We start from the raw sequence: 25,052 nt of genomic DNA, 5'->3' as shown, positions 1-25,052 counted from the left end.
AGACTGGTTATCCAGTCTATTTTTTTATGATTAACTCAAAAAGCAAGCAAAACAGCAAGGGGAGGTTAGTGAGTCTAGTTTTGCACACATAACTGTGTGTTTTTTGCTCTTTTTTGTAAGCGTATTCTTTTGTATACTACTATTGTAAGAACGTTCGACAACTAAAAAATTAAAAAGGAGAAATGTTATGGGTTTCCTTATGGATATTCTCAATTGGTTTTCGCAAAACATTCTGCAAAAACCCGCCTTCTTCGTTGGTATCTTGGTTTTGATAGGATATGCGTTACTGAAAAAGCCTTGGTATGATGTTTTTGCTGGGTTTATAAAAGCAACAGTTGGTTACATGATTTTAGATGTAGCTGCTGGGGGGTTGGTTGGTACTTTCCGTCCAATCTTAACAGCTTTGAACTACAAATTTAACATCGGTGCAGCTGTCATCGACCCTTACTTTGGTTTAACATCTGCTAATGAAAAAATTGCAGAAACATTTCCAAAATTTGTTGGTGTGGCTACATCAGCTTTGTTGGTAGGTTTCTTCATCAATATCTTATTGGTTGCACTTCGTAAGCTGACAAAGATTCGGACTCTATTTATCACAGGTCATATCATGGTGCAACAGGCTGCGACAATCACTGTTATGGTACTTCTTATTCCAACTTTCCAAGTTAATGAATTAGTAGCAACTCTAGCTGTCGGTATTGTCTGTGGTTTATACTGGGCGGTCAGTTCAAATATGACTGTTGAACCTACGCAACGTTTAACGGGTGGTGGCGGTTTTGCTATCGGTCATCAACAACAATTTGCTATCTGGTTTGTCGATAAAGTTGCACCAAAGCTAGGCAAAAAAGAGGAAAATCTAGATAATCTCAAATTACCGACTTTCTTGAATATCTTCCACGATACAGTTGTTGCTTCAGCAACCTTGATGCTTGTATTCTTTGGGGCTATTCTATACGTACTAGGTCCAGACATCATGGCGAATGCTAAAGTTATCACATCAGGGACACTTTATAATCCTGAAAAACAAGCGTTCTTCATGTATGTTTTACAGACAGCATTTACGTTCTCAGTTTATCTCTTTATCTTGATGCAAGGTGTGCGTATGTTCGTTGGTGAATTGACCAATGCTTTCCAAGGTATTTCAAATAAATTACTTCCTGGTTCATTTCCAGCAGTCGATGTTGCAGCATCATTTGGTTTTGGCTCACCAAGTGCCGTTCTCTTTGGTTTTGCAACTGGTCTTGTTGGTCAATTGATAACAATTGTGCTCTTGATTGTCTTTAAAAATCCTGTTCTTATCATCACTGGTTTTGTTCCTGTATTCTTTGATAATGCAGCAATTGCAGTATATGCTGACAAACGTGGTGGTTGGAAAGCAGCATTTATACTTTCTTTCATTTCAGGTATTATTCAAGTTGCACTGGGAGCTTTAGCTGTTAGCCTTTTGGGTCTCGTTGGTGGTTATCATGGAAATATTGATTTAGATATTCCTTGGCTACCATTTGCTTATCTCTTCAAGTACCTTGGTGTTATTGGTTACGTGGTGGTTTGCTTGTTCTTACTTATTATTCCGCAACTTCAATTTGCCAAAGCAAAAGACAAAGAAGCTTACTATCGAGGCGAAGCTCAAGGTGAGTAATGCTTAGTAGTGTCGAACTCTTTATAAAAAATAAAATAAATAAAATTTCGGAGGAAAAATATTATGGTTAAAGTACTTACAGCATGTGGAAACGGTATGGGTTCATCAATGGTTATTAAAATGAAAGTTGAGAACGCTCTTCGTCAACTTGGTGTTACAAGTATTGAATCAGCATCTTGCTCAGTTGGTGAGGCAAAAGGATTGGCTTCAGGTTATGACATCGTTGTCGCATCTAACCATCTTATCCATGAATTGGATGGACGTACAAATGGTAAACTTATCGGACTTGATAATCTCATGGATGATAATGAAATCAAAACGAAACTAGAAGCTGCTCTTTCATAAGATAGGACGATACAATCTGTATTATAAGAATTTTTAATTAGAATGATGTATCAATAGTTTTTTAGGGGGTGAGTTGTCATCTTATAAGTGATGTGGCACTTACTCCCTTATTTATTAGAAAGATAGAAAGTAAAGAGGATTTATCATGGATTTAAAGACGGCATTTATTGAAAACGATTCTATTCGCCTTGGATTAACAGCCACTGATTGGCAAGAGGCGGTTAAATTATCTGTTGACCCTTTGATTGAGAGTGGAGCTGTTCTTCCAGAATATTATGATGCTATCATTGCTTCTACAAAAGAACATGGTCCTTACTATATCTTGACACCAGGTATGGCAATGCCACATGCTCGTCCCGAAGCTGGTGTAAAACGTGATGCTTTCTCATTGATTACGTTGACAGAGCCTGTTACCTTTACAGATGGCAAGGAAGTGTCAGTCTTATTGACGCTTGCTGCAACGAGTTCAGCTATTCACGCATCAGTAGCTATTCCTCAAATTATTGCTTTATTTGAGTTAGACAATGCTATTGATCGCCTACTTGCTTGCAAGAGTCCTGAAGATGTACTTGCTCTTGTTGAGGAATCTAAAGACAGTCCATATCTTGAAGGATTTGACTTTGACTAAAGGTTAGAAAGACTTATATCATTAAAAAGGAGCGATTAGAAATGACAAAACAATTACCGAATTTACAAGTAGCTCTCGACCATTCTGATTTGCAAGGTGCCATTAAAGCAGCAGTGTCTGTTGGTCATGAGGTAGACGTTATCGAAGCAGGTACTGTCTGTCTTCTCCAAGTTGGTAGTGAATTGGTAGAAGTATTACGTAACCTTTTCCCTGATAAAATCATCGTAGCTGATACAAAATGTGCGGACGCTGGAGGAACTGTTGCTAAAAATAATGCTGTTCGTGGTGCAGACTGGATGACTTGTATCTGTTCAGCAACTATTCCAACCATGAAAGCAGCTTTGAAAGCTATCCAAGAAGTTCGTGGTGATAAGGGAGAAATCCAAGTAGAACTTTACGGAGATTGGACTTATGAACATGCGCAAGCATGGCTTGACGCTGGCATCTCTCAAGCGATTTATCACCAATCTCGTGATGCCCTTCTTGCTGGAGAAACTTGGGGTGAAAAAGACCTTAACAAAGTGAAAAAATTGGTTGAAATGGGCTTCCGTGTTTCTGTAACAGGTGGTCTTGATGTGGCCACTTTGAAACTCTTTGAAGGTGTAGATGTCTTTACCTTTATCGCTGGTCGTGGTATCACTGAGGCACCGGATCCAGCAGCAGCAGCTCGTGAATTTAAGGATGAAATTCGTCGTATTTGGGGGTAAACCATGGCTAGACCAATTGGAATTTACGAAAAAGCAACGCCCAAGCATTTTACTTGGCTGGAGCGTTTACAATTTGCTAAAGAGTTAGGTTTTGACTTTGTAGAAATGTCAGTAGATGAAAGCGACGCACGTTTGGCTCGTTTAGAATGGACCAAAAAAGAGCGTCTAGAAGTCGTTAAGGCGATTTATGAGACAGGCGTTCGTATTCCAACCATTTGTTTCTCAGGACACCGCAGATACCCTCTAGGTTCTAATGACCCAGCTCTTGAAGCTAAATCCCTTGAAACCATGAAACAATGTATCGAGTTGGCTCAAGATTTAGGTGTTCGTGTCATTCAACTTGCAGGTTATGATGTCTATTACGAAGAAAAATCACCAGAAACCCGTGCTCGCTTCATCAAGAACTTGCGTCAAGCATGTGATTGGGCAGAGCAAGCACAGGTGATGTTAGCGATTGAGATTATGGACGACCCATTTATCAATTCGATTGAGAAATACTTGGCAGTAGAAAAAGAGATTGATTCACCATATCTATTTGTCTATCCAGATACTGGAAATGTTTCTGCATGGCATAATGATATTTATAGCGAATTTTATCTAGGACATCGCTCTATTGCAGCCCTTCATTTGAAAGATACCTATGCTGTAACAGAAACTTCTAAGGGGCAATTCCGTGATGTGCCATTTGGACAAGGTTGTGTGGATTGGGACAACATGTTTGCTGTCTTGAAACAAACCAATTATCAAGGACCTTTCTTGATTGAAATGTGGTCTGAAAATTGTGAAACTGTAGAAGAAACACGTGCAGCTATTAAAGAAGCACAGGACTTCCTCTACCCATTGATTGAGAAAGCGGGGTTAAAATAATGCCAAAATCACTAAAAGAAATGCGTCAACGTGTGTACGAAGCCAACGTATCCCTACCAAAACATGGCTTAGTTAAATTTACTTGGGGTAATGTGTCAGAAGTTGATCGTGAAGCAGGGCTTATCGTTATCAAGCCATCAGGTGTTGATTATGACAAACTCACACCAGAAAACATGGTAGTGACCGATCTTGATGGAAACATCGTTGAAGGAGACCTCAATCCATCATCTGACCTTCCTACACACGTTGAGCTTTATAAAGCATGGCCGGAAATTGGTGGAATCGTGCACACGCACTCAACAGAAGCAGTTGGTTGGGCACAGGCAGGTCGTGATATTCCATTTTACGGGACAACACACGCAGACTACTTTTATGGACCAATCCCATGTGCACGTTCATTGACAGCAGATGAAGTGAACTCTGCTTACGAAAAAGAAACTGGTACAGTCATCATTGAAGAATTTGCAAATCGTGACTTAGACCCAGTTGCTGTTCCTGGTATCGTTGTTCGCAATCACGGTCCATTTACTTGGGGTAAAGATCCAGCACAAGCAGTTTACCATGCAGTTGTTTTTGAAGAAGTTGCAAAGATGAACCGTTTAACCGAGCAAATCAACCCACGGGTTGAACCTGCACCAAAATACATTATGGATAAGCACTACCTTCGAAAACATGGTCCAAATGCTTATTACGGTCAAAAAGGAGATAACCACTAGTACTTCTTCCTTATTGTCAGATAGTTGTGGCTGTATAGTAAGCAGTTATCACTATTTTTGCATAACTATCTCCACTATTGGCGAGATAAATTTCCTATCTCGCTTTTCTTATCAAAAAAATGAAAGGGATTACTATAGATGAAATACTTTTTAGATACTGCCAATGTTGATGAAATCAGACGCTTAAATGCATTAGGAATTGTGGATGGAGTAACGACTAATCCGACTATCATTTCACGTGAAGGACGTGATTTTGAGACTGTCATCAAAGAAATATGTACTATTGTGAATGGACCTGTTAGTGCAGAAGTAACAGGTCTTACACGTGAAGAGATGATTGAAGAAGCCCGTAACATCTCAAAATGGGCTGATAATGTTATTATTAAAATTCCAATGACAGAAGAAGGACTAGCTGCAGTAAATGTCCTTTCAAAAGAAAATATCAAAACGAATGTAACCCTTATCTTTACTGTCTCTCAAGGTCTCTCAGCTATTAAAGCTGGTGCGACTTATATCAGTCCATTTATCGGACGATTAGAGGATATAGGGACAGATGCCTATGCTCTTATAGAAGATTTGCGCCATATTATTGATTTTTACGGTTATAACGCTGAGATTATTGCAGCAAGTATTCGTGGGCTTCCTCATGTGGAAGGTGTAGCTAAGCGAGGTGCACACATTGCAACTATCCCAGATACAGTTTTTGCCAAACTTTTCTCACATCCATTAACAGACCAAGGTATTGCAACCTTTATGAAAGACTGGGCTGCTTTTAAAAAATAAGCTTTTTAAGGAGTCAATTATACGCAAGCATTTTTATGAAAAACATGATATAATGTAAGTAATTTCATAAAAGGAGAACACATGGTGATTGTGCTTGATAAGAAGAGTTCGGCACTACTGTCTTACTTGATTTCTCTTGATGAACCAGAGACGGTTATGGCGATTTCAAAACATTTAGGACAGTCACGACGAAAAATCTATTATCATTTAGATAAGATTAATGAATCTTTATCAGATGATGTGGAAAAGATAGTGAGTTTTCCACGTGTGGGTATTGTTCTGAGTGAGAATCAAAAAAAGGCTTGCCAAAAGCTACTAAAGGAGCTAGATGCTTATAGCTATGTTATGAGTAGTCACGAGCGGATATGTTTGCTATTGATTTACATTGCAGTGGCTGATAGCCGTGTGACCCTTGAGAAGCTTATGCAGCTGACAGAAGTCTCACGAAACACTGTGCTCAATGATCTTAATAGCTTGCGTGAACGCTTATCTTTAGATCAGTATAATGTGAAAATTCATGTGACAAAGACGAGAGGTTATTACTTAGAAGCTCACCCTTTGGCTAAAATGCAGTTTGTTCATCGGACTCTCTACAACATCTATACCACAGAGTCTGGTAGCTTTCAAAAAATCATGCATGATAAGATAGTGGTATCTACAGGCTATGATAAGCTGTTTTCTCAACCTAAACTTGATTATTTACGTCAATTATTAGATGAGTCTAAAAAAGAACTTGGTAAAAAGTTGAATACGCAAGATAGTGCGTTTATGTTTAATATTTTACCGTATCTATTGATGAGCTATCGCAATATGGTTATCAGCTCCAATGAAAGAAAACGCTTAGAAAAAGAATTTTTACTGGCAAAAGAGCGTATTGAGTATCATATTGCTGAGCGTATTGCAAAAGACTTTGAAGAAAGGTTTCATGTTGCCTATGATGATGTTGAAATCAGCATCATTGCTATGTTACTCCTTTCTTTTAGAAAAGATAAGGATAGTCACAATGGTAGTTCTGATTTTGATGCGATGCGCAATGTGATTAAGGACTTTTTAGATGATTGCGAAAGGACTTATCACGTTTCTTTTGAGCACAAGGATGAATTGAATAATCAATTGCTCACTCATTGCAAAGCTCTACTTTACCGAAAGACTTATGGTATCTTCTCATTAAATCCGATGACAGAACAAGTAAAATCCAAATATGGCAATCTTTTTGCCATGACAAAGTCATGTGCTCATATTTTGGAGGACGCTTGGTTTATTCGTTTGAATGACGATGATATCGCTTATTTGACCATTCATCTCGGAGGGGCTCTTTATCATATTGGAGTGCAGGATCACTATCAACCTAGACTTATCTTAGTATGTGATGAAGGCATAGGCTCTCGTAAGTTTTTGCTCAAGCAATGCCAGCGCTACATTCCTCAGGCAAACATCGAAGCGGTTTTTACCTCTGAACAGTTTAATAGTGTCAGAGATATTGTCTCAGCTGATGCTGTTATTGCAACAAGCGATGGGATTGAGACGAAACTTCCTATGTTGGTAGTTAATTCTGTATTGACCAATGATGACATCATTCGTCTAGTGTCTTTTGTCTATTCCAATGGCAAGAGGACACACGATGATTTATCGCAGGATTTGGATCAATTATTGGGAAATCATATCAAGGATGAGTCTGAACGGTATGTCTTGCGTAATCAATTAGAAAAAGTTTTTCGCGATGAGTTATTACGACACTTAAAGTAAAAGCTTGGTATTTATCTTATTGTCAACTGTAGTGGGTTGATGAAAAACTATGTGCGAGGAGAGGACGAGATTCGTTCTCTCTTTTTGCATGTTCAAAGCGATGAGCTTTTGGCTCTAAAGTTTTTGAAGTTTCAAAAGCCAAAAGCTATCTGTTCGATGTCTTTGGTAAGGTTGTTGGTGATATAGATTTCATACTTTAGAAAATTCTGAGTTATCCTGAATCAGTAGCTGATAATCGTAGTAATAGTGCAACTTAAGTGAAAATAAGCTCTTCTGAACAAACTCTTGAGACGTTAGAGTTTGTCAAAAGTTCTGGATAGGAAGTGCTATCTTTGACAACGAGTGTAGGCTGGTCGTGTAATCTAGCTTTGCTCTAATCTCAATAGGAATCTTGTGTTTGAGGAAGAACAAGATGATTGTAGTTAGATCTTTCAATCGGAATAAAAGTGAGGTATTTTTGACATGTTCCATATGTTTTTTATGATGGTTTGGCTGTTTTTCATTATAAATGATATGGCACTTTTTCGTTATGCTCAAAAAGCCTAATGATTCTACAGTGGAACTACCTCCTATGGATATTATAGGTTCACAATTTCCATCAATCTTTTTTGTTGTTAAAATTCAATCCTAAAAAATCATAATATCATAGTCTTAAAGAGTCATATAAAGATATTGCACTATTTAGAAAGTGTGCCTACATTTTGAGAGTGAACATTCATATTTTGATGTAGCTTAGATAGGCTAGAAATTTGTACTTGAACATGATATAATTAAAACGATTTTAAAGAGGTAAGCGAGAAAATGGAAAAAGTAACGATTAACGATATTGCAAGGCAGGTTGGGGTGTCTAAGGCGACTATTTCTTACTATCTCAATGGAAATACTCATAAGATGTCGCTGAAAACTAGCGAACGGATTCGTCAAGTGATAGAGGAAACGGGGTATCAACCTAATAAGGTGGCTCAGAGCTTGGTGACTCGTGATACCAAGACTATTGGTGTAGTTATTGCGGATATTACGAACCCTTTTATTAGTACGGTTATGAAAGCGGTTCATGATACCTGTACAATCTATGGTTACACAGTCAATTTTACTAATTCGGATAATGATCCTTTGATTGAGGAGGAAAATATTCATCGTTTGGAGCAACAACATGTGTCTGGCATGATTATTGATCCGACAGACGCTAATCGTCCTTTTTTGCAGGAATTGGACAATACTAGAGTTGTCATGGTTGACCGAGAAGCTAAGAATTTGGTTTTGGATACTGTAGTATCCAACAATATCGCCTCAACCAAGGCTTTTTTAGAGAAGATGAAAGTTGCTGGCTACGAAGATATTTACTTTGTCTCTTTTCCTTTAGCAGGTATTTCAACTCGAGAAAAACGCTATCAAGGTTTTAAGGAAGTTGTTTCAGATAATCCTGAAAAGCTTCTGATTTTGGGAGAGGAGGGCATTGAAGATAGGATTTTAGATTTGATTGCTCAGAAAACAGAAAAGCTAGCCTTTTTTACTATGAATGGTCCAACCCTACTAGCATTTATGAAGATTGTCAATAACTCACCTTATAGCTATCCTAGAGATTTTGGTCTGGGGTCTTATGAGGATTTAGAGTGGATGGAGGTGTTAAGTCCTAAGGTTTCCTGCATTCGTCAAGAATCCTATCAGATTGGAGAATTGGCAGCCAGGCACTTGATTCAAAAGTTAAAAGATGAGATACCAATCAATCCTCCACAACTCTTGGTCGTTCCTAGTTTGGTCGTTCTGAGGGATTCGTTTTAAAAAAATATGTAATCGCTTGCAATCCAAGAGAAAATAGTGTAGAATAGATTTATAAAAACAAGTGAAACGTTTAACTGCTTTTATAAAAGTCGTTTCTTACAGGAATTACTTATTTCTTTTTAAATTTAGGTTAATCGTTTAACCAGATATTGAACGATTGACTAGAAGGGAGAAAAAGTGAAATTTACAAAGGTTTTATCAGATGTTTTACCATCCTGTTATGCAGTCTCTCGTATCTATCATGGTTCTCACGATTATCTTTTAGTAGCGTCTGAGGTGGAGGAAGCTTGCTTGGCTTATGATGTCAATCGAAACTTTGAAAAGACTCAGGTTTGGGGTGAAGTTGGTGGTACGATGTCTATCATTCAGATTCCTGAAAGTATGGATTTTCTAGCGACCCAGAGGTTCTATCCTGGATTTGACGCTGCTAGTTGCCGTATTGTCCGTGGAACTTTCCAAGGAGCTGGTCAATGGGAGATTTCAGAAGTGACTTCTTTCCCCTATTTGCATCGCTTTGACTTGGTGGAACATGGTGGAAAGATTCTCTTTATAGGCTGTACTATTGCCAATTCTAAGGCGTTTTCTGAGGATTGGTCTGATGATGGTAAGATTTTCGTTGGTCAATTTGATACGAAGAAAAACAATATTTTAAATCTGGAAGAATTGTCTCTTCGATTGAAGAAGAATCATGGCTATTATGAAGTTCATGATCAAGCCTATTCCTTGATTACAGGAGTTGAAGGGATTTTTCGTTTGGACTATCCTGGAGAAGATGGACAGTGGCATTTAACCAAGATTTTTGGAGAGGAAACCAGCGACATTGTTCAACTAGATGTGGACGGAGATGGACGTTTGGAAAATGCCATCATTCAGGACTTTCACGGAGATCGATTTAGAATTTTATCAGAGGATTTCAAGGAGGAACGTTTTACTTACCCCGAAGCTACACCATTTGGGCATGCTCTTTGGGCAGGTTCTCTTTTAGGAAAAGAGGTCTTTCTCTTTGGTTGGCGAGCAGGTAAGAAAGACTTTGTTGCTTTTCACTACCAAGATGGAAGGTTTGTTCAAGAAGTCATTGAGGCAGGGGTTGCGTCTAGTAATTGTCTGGCTTTTGAAAAAGAAGGGAAAGCCTATATTTTTTCAGCAAATAATGGTCAACATATCGTCGGATTGTACGAAATGAAAAAGGAGAATACAGATGTCTAAGAAAAAAGTATTAGTAACAGGAATTGTTCCTAAGGAAGGGTTGACAACCTTGATGGAGGAGTATGATGTGACTTACTCAGATGGAGAGCCATTTTCTCGTGAGTATGTCTTGGAGCATTTAGGTGAATACGATGCTTGGCTTCTCATGGGGCAAAAGGGTGACCGAGAAATGATTGATGCAGGGAAAAATTTACAAATGATCTCTCTCAATGCAGTTGGTTTTGACCATGTGGATATTGAATATGCTAAGAGCAAGGGAATTGTGGTTTCTAATTCACCACAGGCGGTGCGAGTACCAACAGCTGAGATGACGTTTGCCCTCTTGCTTGCAGCAACCAAACGTTTGGCTTTTTATGATCAAGTAGTTCGCAGAGGTGACTGGCTAGATCCGAGCGAACGTCGCTATCAAGGTTTAACTTTGGAAGGAGCGACTCTGGGAATCTATGGTATGGGTCGTATCGGTTCAACTGTAGCTCGATTTGCCAAAGCTTTTGGCATGAACTTGCTTTACCATGATGTGTATCAATTATCAGCAGAGCAAGAGGCAGAATTAGGTGTAACTTATGTTTCTTTTGACGAATTAGTAGAGCAATCTGATGTCGTTACTATTCACGCTCCATTCTTACCATCAACTAAGCATCAGTTTAATAAGGAAGTCTTTAAGAAAATGAAGAATCGTAGCTATCTTATCAATGCAGCTCGCGGTCCGATTGTGTCTGAGGAAGACTTGATTGAAGCTCTTGAAAGTGGAGAAATTGCTGGAGCTGGCTTGGATGTTTTTGAGTTTGAGCCACAAGTTTCTGAACGATTAAGAGCCTTGGATAATGTTATTATGGCTCCTCATGCTGGAACTGGTACGATTGAGGGACGTCGGATATTGGCAGAAGAAGCAGCAGAAAATATTCGAGCATTCTTTGCGGGTCAACCAGTCAATATTGTGAACCCTTAATAGAGAATAGGAACTAGGAGATAGGGATTCTATCTCTTCATTCTTCAACCATAATGTAAGCGTTTTAACTAAAAGGGGAAATGGTATGTTAGAAGCACTTCATAAGTTTTTTGATGTATTTGGCGCATCAACTGTTGTTCCAGCTATGATTTTCATTGTCAGCTTGTTCCTAAAAGTTAATCCTAAAAAAGCTTTTTTCAGTGCCTTGCGCGCAGGAGTTGGTTTGACAGGATTTGGCTGGGTTATCTCGTCTTTTGCTCCCTTGGTGACCAAGTATATCCAACAAATGGTTGAGACTACAGGTCTCAATCTTCCAATTGTGGATATTGGTTGGCAGGCAGGTTCTTTGACCGCTTTCTCTTCTGAAATTGGTCTGTCTTTCTTTGTTTTTGGTCTTTTGATTGAACTAGGACTTTTCCTAGTAGGTATTACTCGTGTCTTTGTTCCATCTAATCTCTGGAATAACTTTGGATACATGGTCTGGGGAACCATGGCCTATGCTACAACGGGAAATTTTGCTCTTTCCTTTGCTTTTATGGTCTTTGTACTTCTTTATTCATTGGTCATGTCAGAAGTCTTGGCTGACCGTTGGGCGGACTATTACGGGGTTAAAAATGCTACTATCAATTCCATTCATAATATTGAAACGCTAATTCCTGCTTTGATTCTTGACCCGATTTGGAATATGTTGGGTATCAATAAGGTGAAGCTTAATCCAGAGTCTTTGAAAAATAAACTTGGTATTTTTGGAGAGCCGATGGTTCTTGGTTTTATCCTTGGAATGATTATCGGAGTTCTTGGTAGTTTGAAAGAATTGGGAAATTTTGAGGCTTGGGGTGGAATACTTAGTTTCGCTGTATCCCTAGCGGCTGTTATGACTATCTTCCCATTGATTACCGGAGTTTTTGCCTCTGCTTTTGCACCGCTTGCTGCTGCAGTGGAAAGCAATAAGAAAAAAGAAAGTGAATCAGAAAGAAAGGTAGATAAGAAACGTTGGTTTATTGCTGTGGATGATGGGGTTGGTTTTGGAGAACCAGCGACAATTATTGCAGGTTTGATTTTAGTACCTATTATGGTTTTTATTTCCCTACTTTTACCAGGGAATAAGGCTCTACCAGTTGTTGACTTAATTGCCATTCCTTTCATGATCGAAGCGATGATTGCCGTGACTAAGGGAAATATATTGAAAGCTATCCTAAATGGAATTGTTTGGTTCTCTCTTGGACTTTATGCAGCTAGTGCCTTAGGTCCTATCTATACCGATGCTGTTCAGCAGTTTGGAGCAGCTTTGCCAGCAGGTGTAACCCTCATCATGAGTTTTAACCTCTTGGCTCACCCTTTGACTGCTGTCGTGTTCTTTGCTTGGATTTCTGGAAATCCTCTCTACATTGGTATTTCTATCGCTGTTTATCTTGTTTCTCTCTTCTTGCTTCGGACTAAGCGTGAGTCTATTTATAGTTATCTTAAGACTATGGCTGATAAAAACAGTGGTTTTGATGGCAGCAAGGAAAAAATTCTTATTGGAGAAGATTAGATTAAGTATTTATCACAGAATTTGTAAGATTCATTTTTGTTAATAAGGAGGACAAAAGCATGAAAAAAATTGATGGACATGCTCATATTGTTAATGCAATTGCAGGATTCAATGGCAAGGGGCGTTTAAATGCGCTTAGTGATGGTTATGCCATTTGGGATGATGGTGATTTGATTAAATTGATTCCAGATGGCTATGGTTCTGTGGATTTCAAGGCAGAATCTCTCCTAGCCTTCATGGACGCAAATGAAGTAGAAAAGGCCGTTATTCTTCAAGGTCATCTCAACGGTTACCAAAATTACTATACTTACCAAGCTATTAAGCAATATCCAGACCGTTTTACAGGAGCATTCTCGGTTGATCCTTATGTGGAAAATGCCATGACTATTGTTCGTCGTCATGTTGAAGAATTGGGCTTTAGAGCGATTAAGTTTGAAATCAGTCAAGGAGGCGGAATTCATGGTTATCGTGGACAAAAAACACCGTTTCGTTTGGATACCGATCCACATGTTAGCTTGATTTTGACTTATTTGTTAGATTATCCAGGCTTTGTCGTCACTGTTGATTATGGTAATTATGACCAAATTAGTCATCAGCCAGATGCTATTGCCAACCTTGCTCGTCATTATTCTAGCCTTGATTTTGTAGTCTGCCATTTATCTTTTCCACATGTGGCAAATCAAGATCGTTTACGGGCGGAATTGTCTATGTGGAAAGATTATGATAATATTTACACTGATATTTCTGCTATCCAGGATATTGATAGCCCAGATGTTTTTCCGTTTCCAAAATCTGAACAAAGTGTTCGAATTGCCAAGGAAATTTTGGGAGCGAAACGCATTATCTGGGGAACAGATTCTCCGTGGTCAGCAACCTTCAACACCTATGAAGAATTGGCAACTTGGCTAGAGCATGTGGATATTTTTAGTTCAGAAGAGTTGCAAGATGTACTTTACAATAACGCTGAACGCGTTTACTTTAAACCATCTGCTGTTGCAGCTAATAGGGAATCCGAAGATTCAGTGACTAAAGATATTCTCTAAATAGGGTGAGAGGGAGTCCTCCCTCTTCTCTATTTTTGTATAGAAAGGGTAAATATGCGATATTTATTAAGTATAGATTATGGTGGGACGAATACCAAGGCGGTCATTTTTGATGAAAGTGGTCAGCAGCTGGCAAGTTCCGCTTTTTCGACTAAGGTTATTGAGCAGCGGGCTGGTTTTCGAGAAGTTGACTTGCAAGAGACATGGAAAGCCATCAGTTATGCGATTTGGAACGTCTTGAAACTCAGTCAGCTAAAACCTGAACAGATTGCAGCGGTAGCCTGTATTGGTCACGGTAAGGGTCTCTATCTCTTGGACAAAAATCATAAGGAATTTTTTAACGGAATTTTATCAGCGGACAGTAGAGGGAGCGAGTTAGCTAGTCAATTTGAAGCACGTTTAGAGGAAATTTGGTCCTTAACTAGGCAGCATGTAGTGGCTCCCCAAAGTCCTGTCCTACTCAGATGGCTCAAAGAGTATGATTCCGAAATATATGAGCAGATAGGAGCAGTTTTATCTGCAAAAGATTATATTCGTTTTAAGTTGACAGGTTTAGTTCAGCAGGAAATAGGTGATGCTTCAGGTAATCATTGGATCAATTTTGAAACGGGGCAGTATGATGAGCAAATTACTGAATTTTTCGGAATTGAAGAAATGGCAGATGTTTTAGCTCCTCTGGTTGACTATGCGGAAGTTGTCGGTGGTGTTAGTTCAGAAGCAGCTGCAGAAACGGGGTTGGTAGCAGGAACGCCTGTCATTGGTGGACTTTTTGATATTGATGCATGTGCGATCGGATCTGGAGTTTTGAATGCGGAAACTTTTGGTATTATTGCAGGAACTTGGAGCATTAATGTTTACCCGAGTAAGACTTCTGCCTCTCGTTCAACTGGCTTGATGAATTCCTATTTCCCAAATCGAGATTTTTTAATTGAAGCTAGCAGTCCAACTTCTGCGGGGAACTTAGACGCTATTTTAAAAATGCTTACGCAGGAGGAAATCAGAAATCATAAAGAAAACGGTCGATCTATTTATGATAGCTTGGAGGAGTTGTTAGTTGCAACTTCTGCAAGCTACAGTAAGATTATCTTCTTACCTTTCCTTTATGGTAGTAATGTTGGTCAGGAAGCCGAGAGTTGTTTCTTTGGATTGACTACTCAGTCCAGCAAGTCTGAGATGGTGCGAGCAGTCTATGAGGGGATAGTCTATGCTCACAAGCAGCATGTGGAGGACTTGCTCAAGACTGTAGAGCAGTCTCCTAAAGTTTTGCGTTTGTCTGGAGGAGGGACTAATTCTCCAGCTTGGATGCAGATGTTTGCAGATATTTTGGAACTTCCAGTTGAAATTACAGAGGCTACTGAAGTTGGTGGCTTAGGAGGAGCTATAGCCTGTCTTCAAGCACTGGATAAGCTAGACTTGACAGACAGTATGGAAAAAATGGTTTGTGTCAAGGAGCGGTTTGAACCTCGATTAGCTGAAAGTCAAATGTACCAGAAGAAATATCGCCTTTACCAAAAACTCCTTGAAGCTCTAACTCCTGTCTGGTCTGATCTTTGTGAATTAAGAAAGGAATGATATGCTAAAAAAGAAGATATTATTATAAACACGATTGTATTTAAGAAGGATTTAGACCGAGGAATCTCTCAAGTTGATTTGCTAGGTAAGGTTAAGGATTTAGGTTTGAAGCGAGTTGAAATTTGGTGGGAATTTCTCCAGAATATCAATGCAGAACTTCCTGCTATCAAACAAAAAGCCGATGAGCTAGGATTATCTCTTTTTTACAGTATCAATGAAGACTTTATTCAAGATGATGCGCTCTTACTTCCTCTGAAAGAACAGTCTATAAAAAATTGTTCAAGACAAATGAATGATGTCTTAATCTAAATTCAAAACACTCTAATTGTCTTTGTCAGAGTAAGTGTCCCTGCTTTTGCAAGTATTTTTTCTTTATATAGTCCAAATTTGAACACATACCTGTGTTTTATTTGGCCTTTTTGTTTGCGTTTACAAAAGCTATACTAATAGTGTAAGAAAAAAGTAACAAAATACAAGGAGGAATTAGCAAATGGCTAACGTGAAAGATATTACAAGAGAATCATGGATTTTATCAACCTTCCCAGAATGGGGAACTTGGCTCAATGAAGAAATCGAAGAAGAAGTTGTGCCAGAAGATAATTTTGCCATGTGGTGGCTTGGTAACTGTGGGGTTTGGATTAAGACACCAGGTGGTGCCAATATTGTGATGGATCTCTGGTCAAATCGTGGTAAATCCACTAAAAAAGTCAAAGACATGGTCTGGGGACACCAAATGGCAAACATGGCGGGGGTTCGTAAATTACAACCAAACCTTCGTGTACAACCGATGGTTATCGACCCATTTGCCATCAATGAATTAGACTACTATCTTGTGTCTCACTTCCATAGTGATCATATTGATATCAACACAGCGGCAGCAATTGTCAACAATCCAAATCTTGATCACGTGAAATTCGTAGGACCTTACGAATGTGGCGAAATCTGGAAAAAGTGGGGTGTACCAGAAGATCGTATCATCGTCATCAAACCAGGTGATAGCTTTGAATTTAAAGATGTTAAAGTAACAGCTGTAGAATCTTTTGACCGTACGTGTCTTGTAACGCTTCCAGTTGAAGGCGCTAAAGAAAATGACGATAACCTTAAAGGTCTTGCTGTAACTGATGAAGAAATGGCTCGTAAAGCAGTTAATTATGTCTTTGAAACGCCAGGCGGAACTATATACCATGGTGCGGACTCTCACTTCTCAAACTATTTTGCTAAACACGGTAAAGATTTTGATATTGATGTAGCTATTAATAATTATGGAGATAATCCAATCGGTATCCAAGATAAGATGACTTCTATTGACTTACTTCGTATGGCTGAAAATCTTCGTGCTAAAGTCATCATCCCAGTTCACTACGATATTTGGTCAAACTTTATGGCATCAACTGATGAAATTTTGGCTCTTTGGAAGATGAGAAAAGAACGCCTTCAATACAATTTTCACCCATTTATTTGGGAGGTTGGTGGCAAGTACACCTATCCACAAGATAAAGACAGAATTGAATACCACCACCCACGTGGTTTTGACGATGCTTTTGAACACGACTCTAACATCCAATTCAAAGCTCTTCTATAAGAACTCTCCCTCTAATTTATAGCTCCTCCTATAGGAGAGAGTTGAATTGAGTTGTCAGAGTATGTGAGATAGTAATGTACTTAAAACCAAACGATTGATATCCGCATATCGCACGATGTGCGGATATTTTAAAAGAAGTCAAAAATATGGTATGATGATAAGTGAAGTAAAAAAGGAGAAATATATGTCTAATTTATCTGTTAATGCGATTCGTTTTTTGGGTGTCGATGCAATCGAAAAATCAAAATCTGGTCATCCAGGTGTTGTTATGGGTGCTGCACCTATGGCTTACAGCCTTTTCGCTAAACAAATGCGTATCAATCCAGAGCAGCCTAACTGGATTAATCGTGACCGTTTTATTCTTTCTGCTGGACATGGTTCGATGTTACTCTATGCAATCCTTCATCTCTCTGGATTTAAAGATGTTTCTCTTGAGGAAATCAAAAATTTCCGCCAATGGGACTCTAAAACACCTGGTCACCCAGAGTATGGACATACAGCTGGTGTGGATACGACTACAGGTCCTCTTGGTCAAGGTATTGCAACAGCAACTGGTTTTGCTCAAGCAGAGCGTTTCCTTGCTGCCAAATACAATCGTGATGGTTTCTCAATCTTTGATCATTACACTTATGTCATTTGTGGAGACGGGGATTTGATGGAAGGAGTTTCTGGTGAGGCAGCTTCCTATGCTGGTCTTCAAAAACTAGATAAACTTATTGTTCTTTACGATTCAAATAATATCTGTCTGGACGGTAGTACTGACGATGCTTTCACAGAAAATGTACGTGCTCGCTACGCAGCTTACGGATGGCATACTGACTTTGTTGCAGACGGAACGGATGTTGAAGCTATCAATGCAGCTATTGAGGCAGCTAAAGCATCTGGTAAACCATCTCTTATCGAAGTGAAAACAATCATAGGACATGGTGCGCCAAACAAACAAGGAACGAATGCTGTTCATGGTGCTCCACTAGGTGCAAAAGAGGCAGAAGCAACCCGCAAGGCTCTTGACTGGAACTACGCTCCATTTGAAGTACCAGCAGAAGTCTATGCTGATTTTAAGAAAAAGGTCGCAGATCGTGGTCAGGCAGCCTATACCGCTTGGGAAAAATTGGTCGCAGACTACAAAGTTGCCTACCCAGAATTGGCAGAAGAAGTGACTGCTATCCTTGAGGGACGTGATACTGTTGAGTTAAAAGTATCGGACTTCCCAGATTATGCTACAGGATTCTCACAAGCAACTCGTAATTCTAGTCAGGATGCAATTAACGCAGCAGCAAAAGTTTTGCCAACCTTCCTTGGAGGTTCAGCAGACCTTGCTCATTCTAACATGACCTATATCAAGGAAGATGGACTTCAAGACGATAATCATCGCCTCAACCGCAATATCCAGTTTGGTGTCCGTGAATTTGCTATGGGAACTGTTTTGAACGGTATGGCAGCCCACGGTGGTCTTCGAGTGTACGGTGGTACCTTCTTTGTCTTCTCTGATTATCTCAAGGCAGCGATACGCTTGTCAGCTCTTCAAGGACTTCCAGTGACCTATGTCTTTACTCATGATTCGATTGCAGTCGGTGAAGATGGTCCTACTCATGAACCAATTGAGCATTTAGCAGGACTTCGAGCTATGCCAAATCTCAATGTTTTCCGCCCAGCGGACGCTCGTGAAACTCAAGCTGCTTGGTATCTTGCCTTGACTAGCAAGTCTACTCCATCAGCCCTTGTCCTTACCCGTCAAAATTTGACTGTGGAAGAAGGAACAGATTTCAATAAGGTCGCAAAAGGTGCTTATGTGGTCTATGAAACAGAAGGTGGCTTTGACACCATTCTCCTTGCTTCAGGTTCTGAAGTCAACTTGGCAGTGGCAGCAGCCAAGGAATTGGCAACTCAAGGTCAAAAAATTCGTGTGGTCAGCGTGCCATCAACGGAACTCTTTGACGCCCAAGACGCAGCCTATAAGGAAGAAATCTTGCCAAATGCAGTTCGTCGTCGTGTAGCCATCGAAATGGCAGCGACTCAAAGTTGGTACAAGTATGTCGGTCTTGACGGAGCAGTCCTTGGTATTGATACTTTCGGCGCATCCGCTCCAGCCAATAAAGTCATCGAAGAATACGGCTTCACCGTTGAAAACGTTGTGAAAGTGGTTAAAGGTTTAGACTAGGTCATTTTGAAACTTTAAGTCATTTGTGGTATGATAGTTAATAAAACCAATAGAGTTAGGAATGATACCTTATGTCTAAAGAAACCTTAATTATTTTGTATGGAGGGCGTTCTGCAGAGCGTGAAGTTTCGGTCTTGTCTGCTGAGAGTGTCATGAGAGCGATTAATTATGATGCATTTAACGTTAAAACGTACTTTATCAGCAAAGATGGTGAATTTGTCAAAACGCAAGAATTTACAGAAACACCGACTAAGGATGTCAAGCTGATGACTAATCAAACGATTGATAAAAAGAAAATCATCAGCCCAAGCGCTATCTATGAAAAAGGGGCGATTGTCTTTCCAGTTCTCCATGGACCGATGGGAGAAGATGGCTCTATCCAAGGCTTTCTTGAGATTTTAAAAATGCCCTATGTTGGTACTAACATTCTATCATCAAGCGTTGCTATGGACAAGATTACAACTAAACATATCTTAGAAAGTGTAGGAGTACCACAGGTTGCCTATGTAACGTATATAGATGGAGATAGTTTGGATGAGGTGATAAAAGATGTTCATGACAAACTGAACTATCCTGTTTTTGTTAAACCAGCTAATATGGGTTCAAGTGTCGGCATTTCTCAAGCACAAAATGATACTGAGTTGATTGAAGCAGTGACTTTAGCGCTCAAATACGACAGCCGTATCTTGATTGAGCAGGGTATTGTGGCGCGTGAGATTGAGCTTGGTATTTTAGGCAATACAGATGTTAGAGCAACTATGCCAGGTGAGGTGGTAAAAGATGTTGCCTTTTATGACTACAAGGCAAAGTATGTTGATAATAAAGTCACTATGGCGATTCCAGCAGAACTCCCAACAGAGATAGCTGAAAAAATGCGTTATTATGCCTGTAAAGCTTTTAAGGCAATTGGTGGTTGTGGTTTATCACGCTGTGACTTCTTCCTTTCTGAGGAAGGTCAGATTTATCTCAATGAGCTCAACACGATGCCTGGGTTTACTCAGTGGTCTATGTATCCTCTTCTCTGGGAGAATATGGGAATAAACTATACGGATGTGATTGCTGAGTTGGTTACATTAGCTAAAGAGATGTTTGAAAAACGCGAAAGCCATCTCTTGTAAGCAAAAAAGTTTAGCTAATAAAAGTTAAACACCACAATAAATCGAGAGAGCAGGTCTTTTCCGACCTGTTTTTTCTATGAAGAAAGATAAGAATGAAAACTTTAGAAGACATTCAAAAACAGTTATTAGATAGTTATAAAAAGCGTTGTTTTGCACCTGATAATAATATTTTATTAGGCGATTCATAGCTGAGTTTTTTTTTTCGACAAATAAGCTACAGTCGAACTATGTTGTTAAACAAAATTCCAAAATACTGTACTTTTAATTGAGACAAATTTAATCATTCGTACAGTGATATACTTTGATTTTATTGGTTTCATTTGGCTGATTGATGTTAGAGAGTTAATTTTTTGAAAAATGAAAAAACGCAGATGTCGTCTGCGAGTTGGTGTTTCAGTTTTCTTTACTATATTGATTTCAACGGATATTTACCCTAAAATAAATGATTTTCTAAACGAAGAGATTTTTGCGACTCAAGTAAAAAAGAAGTGATGTGTAATCTATCCTGAAAGTCTTTACTCACACGTAAGCGCTAGACTGTTTGCCCCTTTTAGAGAGATAGATTTGAGTTATAAGGGTAAAGTTTACTCTTACAGTTTTTACGATACGGATTCTGAATGTGTTTTTTCAGTATTTATTTTTTAGGGCATGACAAGCTCTTCTTTGAATATCAGATGGCTCTGATCAGAGAATAACAGGAAGCTTTTGAGAAAAAAACTTTAGGAATTTGAGGATATGACAAATCTTTGGAAGTTGACCATAGAATTGTAGTACTGTAATGGTGGAGACAATTTACAATATTAGTCTCAATATTTCTGAAATGTAGGTATAAAAACACCTCTTTTATTTAGTAGAAGAGGTGTTTTACATTTTATGCATTCTTTGTTTCCTGCTGTTCGCTAATGACGATTGAGTCATTAACAAGATTAGCTAGAAGATGTTTGCTGTCAAGGTGGTCGAGATAATAATCGGTGATGCGGTCACGGATTTCTTGTTCTATAACGCGACGTAGTGGACGAACTCCCATGGCTTCGTCATATCCTTTTTCGATGAGATAAGTCTTAGCAGTTTCGCTTACTTTTAAATCCATCCCCTTTTTAGCAATCGTTTGGTTGACCTCTGTCAACATAAGGTTCACAATATCGTTGAGGTCATTCTTGGTAAGGTGTGAAAATTCAATAACAGCGTTGAAACGATTCAAAAATTCGGGACGGAAGTAAGGAGCAATACGTTCCATAATCTTTAAGTCTTTGTCTGCATCACCTGTTAAGCGCTCATTGCCAAATCCTGCATTAGAGGTTGCGATGATGACAGTATTTTTAAAGTCAACGGTATTACCTTGACCATCCGTTAGGCGACCATCATCTAGAACTTGTAAAAGAAGTGTGATGACTTGAGGGTCAGCTTTTTCGATTTCATCAAGTAGGATGATAGCGTAAGGATTGCGACGGACACGCTCAGTTAGGGTGTTACTATTATCATCGTAACCAACATAACCGGCTGTTGTACCGATAAGTTTTGAAATAGCTGTACGGTCACTAAATTCAGACATATCTAAGCGGATAATAGCTTCTTTAGAGCCAAACATATCTTGAGCGAGTTGTTTAGCGAGCTCAGTCTTACCGACACCAGTTGGTCCGACAAAGAGGAAACTACCGATAGGACGATTGCCTTCGTCAAAACCAGCACGATTGCGACGAATAGCACGAGAAACAGTTTCAACCGCTTCATCTTGTCCGATAATGCGCCCTTTAAGACGATTTGCCATATTTTTGAGGCGTTCAATGTCACTGGCACCCATTTGAGAAACAGGAACACCTGTTAGACGTTCAACAGATTCTGCTACATCGTTGATAGTTGCTGTGACTTTTTGCCCCTCTGTGTGATTGTCTTTTTGTTTTTCTAATTCCTTGATACGTGTTTTAGCATTGAGTGCCACTTCGTAATCTTCGTCGGCGACAGCCTTATCTTGAATGGATTTTTGGTGCTGAATCTCATTTTCAATGGTTTTTACATCTGTCACAGTATGTTGAGCTGCCAGATGTGCAGCTGTCATATCAATCAAGTCAATCGCCTTATCTGGTAGGCTACGTTGTGGAATGTATTGAACAGAGTAATCGATAGCTGCTTTCAGTACATCATCTGGAAGAACCACATTGTGGTGCTTTTCGTATAAATCACGAATTCCCATCAAAATGTTAAAGGTATCTTGAGCAGAAGGAGCATTCACCTTAACTTCGTTGAAACGACGAGCGAGTGCGGCATTTTTCAGGATAGAATTACGATATTCATCTTGTGTCGTCGCACCAATCACAGTTAGTTCTCCACGAGAAAGCGCAGGTTTTAGAATATCAGCTAAACCTTTAGAGCTACTGTCACTACCAGTTGATCCAGCGCCTAAAATTTGATGGATTTCATCAAAGAAGAGAATAATATTACCAGCTTCTTTGACCTCTTTGATGAGGTTTTGAATGTTTTCTTCAAAGCTTCCACGGTATTGTGTGCCTGCTTCTAGTCCAGAAATATCAATAGAAATAATTTCTTTATTTTTGATAGCAGCTGGCACCTCTCCGTTGACAATAGCTTGTGCTAAACCTTCGACAACGGCGGTTTTACCGACTCCAGCATCTCCGACAAGCACAGGATTATTTTTGGTACGACGTGCCAAAATTTCTGCACTATCTTGGATTTCTTTGTTACGTCCGATAACAGGATCAAGCTCATTTTGTCGAGCTTTTTCAGTGAGATTAGTCCCCAGCTTAGCTAAGATGCCATCTGTTTTTTTGGCATTTGCTGCAGAAACTTGACTCGTGTTGCTAGGAATATTGCCTGTTTTCTTGTATTCTTCAAATTCTTCAGGAGTTATTTCACGTCCGTTAATCATATAGCGACGACGTTCTGTATTGTATCCTCCCATATTGCTCATGAGTTGATTAAAAATGTCATCCATGCTTCCAAAAGGATCGCGTCCATAAGTGTTATTTGCCATAATATATACCTCGTGTAAAAAATGATACTATCATATGATAGTGTAACTTTCGAAGGTTTACCACGTTGGTTTTATCCAGTTCGTTTGAGAGGTGTGTTTTTAGTGGTAAAATTTAGGTTTTTCAACCGCCTTCTAACTAATACTATACTCTTATTTAACAAAAAAGTCAACCCTAAAAATAAAAAAATAGAGTAAAAAATGATACTATCGTACGATACAAGGTTAAAACGAAACAAAAAACAAGATAGAGATTTCTATCCTGAACGCTTGAAAGAGAAAAGAAAACAAGAGGATTATACACAAGAAAAAAATCCAATAGACTTAGTATTGGACAAAGTGTTTATGCAAAATGGGAGAACGGAGTCTACACTCAAAAGTATAGTGAAATAACAAAAATATTCAATACTACTGCTAACTATTATTCTTGTGCCTTTGATGGGAGCAGTTAGTATAGCAGGTAAAAATTAGTACGAAAACAGTTAAAAGAGGTGAGACTCTATCTAGAAAATCACCAAGATTATCTAAATGAACTCTAGCAATCACATTTTTAATTTAAAAAGAAGAAAATGATGAGAATGAGAGCTATCAAAGTGATTCCGTTAGCTCATTATCTTATTCAAGTATAGTATGAAGATAGGTGCTGTGTTATTTACAATATAACGGTTACTCTATTTCAGATTTGAAGCCCCTTGCGGTGAGGGAAGTAGGTTCTATAGGTGAGTTAAAAGTCATATTTGTAGCATAGCTTTTTTATTAGAGTTGGATAGATATAAAAGAAGTACTAGAAATGTTATCTATTAGCTGAGGGTCTGTATGATTTCGTTTTATTAAATTCTCGCTATAGGAAGTTCATAGTGATACCCAAAGGGTAGATTTATTGACTTATCATCTTTATATTTTAAAAGAATTTATATTTTTCAACAAAAATTCTACGGTATTTTAGTCATATGTGAGGACTATATACCAATTATCTTTGAAAAATATTTTTTCTTTATCCGTCTTTTTATTGCTCTTGACCCAGAATGACGTATTATGTATTGATTTTCAATCAAGAAATCTAAAATTGCTATAGTTTAATTTAATTGCCTCTCTATTTTATCTATTGGCAATGCGATTTTATTTAACGAAAATGTGATTTGTGCCAAAAAAGAAAAAAGCCTTTAAAACAAGGCTTTCAAAGAATCAAAAACTGCCACCACCGAGAATTGAACTCGGAACTGAGCATTACCATTGCTCTATTATACCATTTAACTATAGCGGCGACTTTTTAATAGTATCATGAAATGTTTTTTTAGGCAAGTCTTTTTAGAAAAAAATATCAATAAAACTTAAAAAAACGCTTAAAATACTTGACAAAAATGTTGGGGGGGGGGGTAGAATAATGGTATACAAATAATATTTGTTAATAGTATGTATATTAACAGGAGGATGTCACATGAAGACGAAGAAAATTTTTCGGGCTGGTTTGGTAAGCTTGGCCAGTACAGCGATTTTGGGAGCAGCGGTAGCATATTCGACTGATGTTCACGCAGACACAGATGTAGCTCCAACTACTGTTTCAACAGAATCAACAGTATCTCCAACTCGTATTAGCGTTGTAGACCAAAATGGTAAACCAGTAGTAGGTACAAAAGTAGACGTTTTAGTAGCAGGTCAACCATACGAATTGACAACAGATGCGAATG

20 protein-coding genes and 1 tRNA gene are annotated in these 25,052 nt (G+C 38.8%); 19 read left to right on the top strand and 2 right to left on the bottom strand.

What is annotated here, in order from left to right:
- Positions 1 to 187 precede the first annotated feature (187 nt).
- The 18 genes from ulaA to NXS10_RS03325 all read left to right on the top strand — a co-directional run bounded on the left by ulaA (position 188) and on the right by NXS10_RS03325 (position 20,378).
- Positions 188 to 1,639, top strand: a complete 1,452-nt coding sequence (ulaA, locus tag NXS10_RS03410; protein ID WP_259137680.1) for a PTS ascorbate transporter subunit IIC — start codon at positions 188 to 190, stop codon at positions 1,637 to 1,639.
- 63 nt (positions 1,640 to 1,702) lie between these two features.
- Positions 1,703 to 1,984, top strand: coding sequence for a PTS sugar transporter subunit IIB (locus NXS10_RS03405; protein WP_259137678.1), 282 nt, complete (start codon positions 1,703 to 1,705; stop codon positions 1,982 to 1,984).
- Positions 1,985 to 2,129: 145 nt separating this feature from the next.
- Positions 2,130 to 2,612, top strand: a complete 483-nt coding sequence (locus NXS10_RS03400; RefSeq protein ID WP_259137677.1) for a PTS sugar transporter subunit IIA — start codon at positions 2,130 to 2,132, stop codon at positions 2,610 to 2,612.
- Positions 2,613 to 2,653: 41 nt separating this feature from the next.
- Entirely contained in the window at positions 2,654 to 3,319 is a 666-nt protein-coding gene (locus NXS10_RS03395) for a 3-keto-L-gulonate-6-phosphate decarboxylase UlaD (RefSeq protein ID WP_259137674.1), read from the top strand.
- Between the two features lie 3 nt (positions 3,320 to 3,322).
- A complete protein-coding gene (locus NXS10_RS03390) occupies positions 3,323 to 4,186 on the top strand; it encodes an L-ribulose-5-phosphate 3-epimerase (protein WP_259137672.1) in 864 nt (287 codons plus the stop codon).
- Complete coding sequence (locus tag NXS10_RS03385; protein WP_259137670.1) at positions 4,186 to 4,902, top strand: L-ribulose-5-phosphate 4-epimerase; 717 nt, start codon at positions 4,186 to 4,188, stop codon at positions 4,900 to 4,902. The genes NXS10_RS03390 and NXS10_RS03385 overlap by 1 nt, the downstream gene beginning before the upstream one ends.
- A gap of 138 nt (positions 4,903 to 5,040) precedes the next feature.
- A complete protein-coding gene (gene fsa, locus NXS10_RS03380; protein WP_259137666.1) occupies positions 5,041 to 5,685 on the top strand; it encodes a fructose-6-phosphate aldolase in 645 nt (214 codons plus the stop codon).
- An 84-nt stretch (positions 5,686 to 5,769) separates the two neighbouring features.
- Positions 5,770 to 7,431 carry a BglG family transcription antiterminator gene (locus tag NXS10_RS03375; protein ID WP_259137926.1) on the top strand — a complete coding sequence of 554 codons (1,662 nt, stop codon included), beginning with the start codon at positions 5,770 to 5,772 and terminating at the stop codon, positions 7,429 to 7,431.
- Positions 7,432 to 8,232: 801 nt separating this feature from the next.
- Complete coding sequence (locus NXS10_RS03370) at positions 8,233 to 9,213, top strand: LacI family DNA-binding transcriptional regulator (RefSeq protein ID WP_259137662.1); 981 nt, start codon at positions 8,233 to 8,235, stop codon at positions 9,211 to 9,213.
- 177 nt (positions 9,214 to 9,390) lie between these two features.
- The gene (locus tag NXS10_RS03365) at positions 9,391 to 10,419 is read left to right on the top strand and encodes a hypothetical protein (protein ID WP_259137659.1); all 1,029 of its coding nucleotides are present in this window, start codon (positions 9,391 to 9,393) and stop codon (positions 10,417 to 10,419) included.
- The gene (locus NXS10_RS03360) at positions 10,412 to 11,368 is read left to right on the top strand and encodes a 2-hydroxyacid dehydrogenase family protein (protein ID WP_259137657.1); all 957 of its coding nucleotides are present in this window, start codon (positions 10,412 to 10,414) and stop codon (positions 11,366 to 11,368) included. Before NXS10_RS03365 ends, NXS10_RS03360 begins: the two co-directional genes overlap by 8 nt.
- A gap of 85 nt (positions 11,369 to 11,453) precedes the next feature.
- A complete protein-coding gene (locus NXS10_RS03355) occupies positions 11,454 to 12,902 on the top strand; it encodes a PTS galactitol transporter subunit IIC (RefSeq protein ID WP_259137654.1) in 1,449 nt (482 codons plus the stop codon).
- A 59-nt stretch (positions 12,903 to 12,961) separates the two neighbouring features.
- Entirely contained in the window at positions 12,962 to 13,945 is a 984-nt protein-coding gene (locus NXS10_RS03350) for an amidohydrolase family protein (RefSeq protein WP_259137651.1), read from the top strand.
- A gap of 54 nt (positions 13,946 to 13,999) precedes the next feature.
- Positions 14,000 to 15,517 (top strand): FGGY-family carbohydrate kinase, encoded by a 1,518-nt coding sequence (locus NXS10_RS03345; RefSeq protein WP_259137648.1) that lies wholly within the window; start codon positions 14,000 to 14,002, stop codon positions 15,515 to 15,517.
- Positions 15,518 to 15,622: 105 nt separating this feature from the next.
- On the top strand, positions 15,623 to 15,826 hold the full coding sequence (locus NXS10_RS03340; protein ID WP_259137646.1) for a hypothetical protein: 204 nt from the start codon (positions 15,623 to 15,625) through the stop codon (positions 15,824 to 15,826).
- A 181-nt stretch (positions 15,827 to 16,007) separates the two neighbouring features.
- Complete coding sequence (ulaG, locus tag NXS10_RS03335; RefSeq protein ID WP_259137644.1) at positions 16,008 to 17,099, top strand: L-ascorbate 6-phosphate lactonase; 1,092 nt, start codon at positions 16,008 to 16,010, stop codon at positions 17,097 to 17,099.
- Positions 17,100 to 17,283: 184 nt separating this feature from the next.
- Positions 17,284 to 19,260 (top strand): transketolase, encoded by a 1,977-nt coding sequence (gene tkt, locus NXS10_RS03330; RefSeq protein ID WP_259137641.1) that lies wholly within the window; start codon positions 17,284 to 17,286, stop codon positions 19,258 to 19,260.
- A 71-nt stretch (positions 19,261 to 19,331) separates the two neighbouring features.
- Complete coding sequence (locus NXS10_RS03325; protein ID WP_259137639.1) at positions 19,332 to 20,378, top strand: D-alanine--D-alanine ligase; 1,047 nt, start codon at positions 19,332 to 19,334, stop codon at positions 20,376 to 20,378.
- Between the two features lie 871 nt (positions 20,379 to 21,249).
- On the opposite strand, the gene NXS10_RS03320 is transcribed toward NXS10_RS03325, so the two are convergent.
- Both NXS10_RS03320 and NXS10_RS03315 read right to left on the bottom strand, forming a co-directional pair.
- Positions 21,250 to 23,367, bottom strand: a complete 2,118-nt coding sequence (locus NXS10_RS03320) for an AAA family ATPase (protein WP_259137637.1) — start codon at positions 23,365 to 23,367, stop codon at positions 21,250 to 21,252.
- A gap of 1,190 nt (positions 23,368 to 24,557) precedes the next feature.
- A tRNA-Thr gene (locus NXS10_RS03315) sits at positions 24,558 to 24,628 on the bottom strand.
- A 174-nt stretch (positions 24,629 to 24,802) separates the two neighbouring features.
- Here NXS10_RS03315 and NXS10_RS03310 point away from each other — a divergent pair.
- A partial coding sequence (locus NXS10_RS03310; RefSeq protein ID WP_259137635.1) for a hypothetical protein occupies positions 24,803 to 25,052 on the top strand: 250 nt, incomplete at its 3' end.

Origin of the sequence: Streptococcus sciuri, assembly GCF_024814375.1 — a bacterium.
In the GTDB taxonomy this organism is placed as follows: Bacteria; Bacillota; Bacilli; order Lactobacillales; family Streptococcaceae; genus Streptococcus; species Streptococcus sciuri.
Note: the sequence above shows the minus strand (reverse complement) of the source record. Positions and strands in the feature narration are given on the sequence as shown.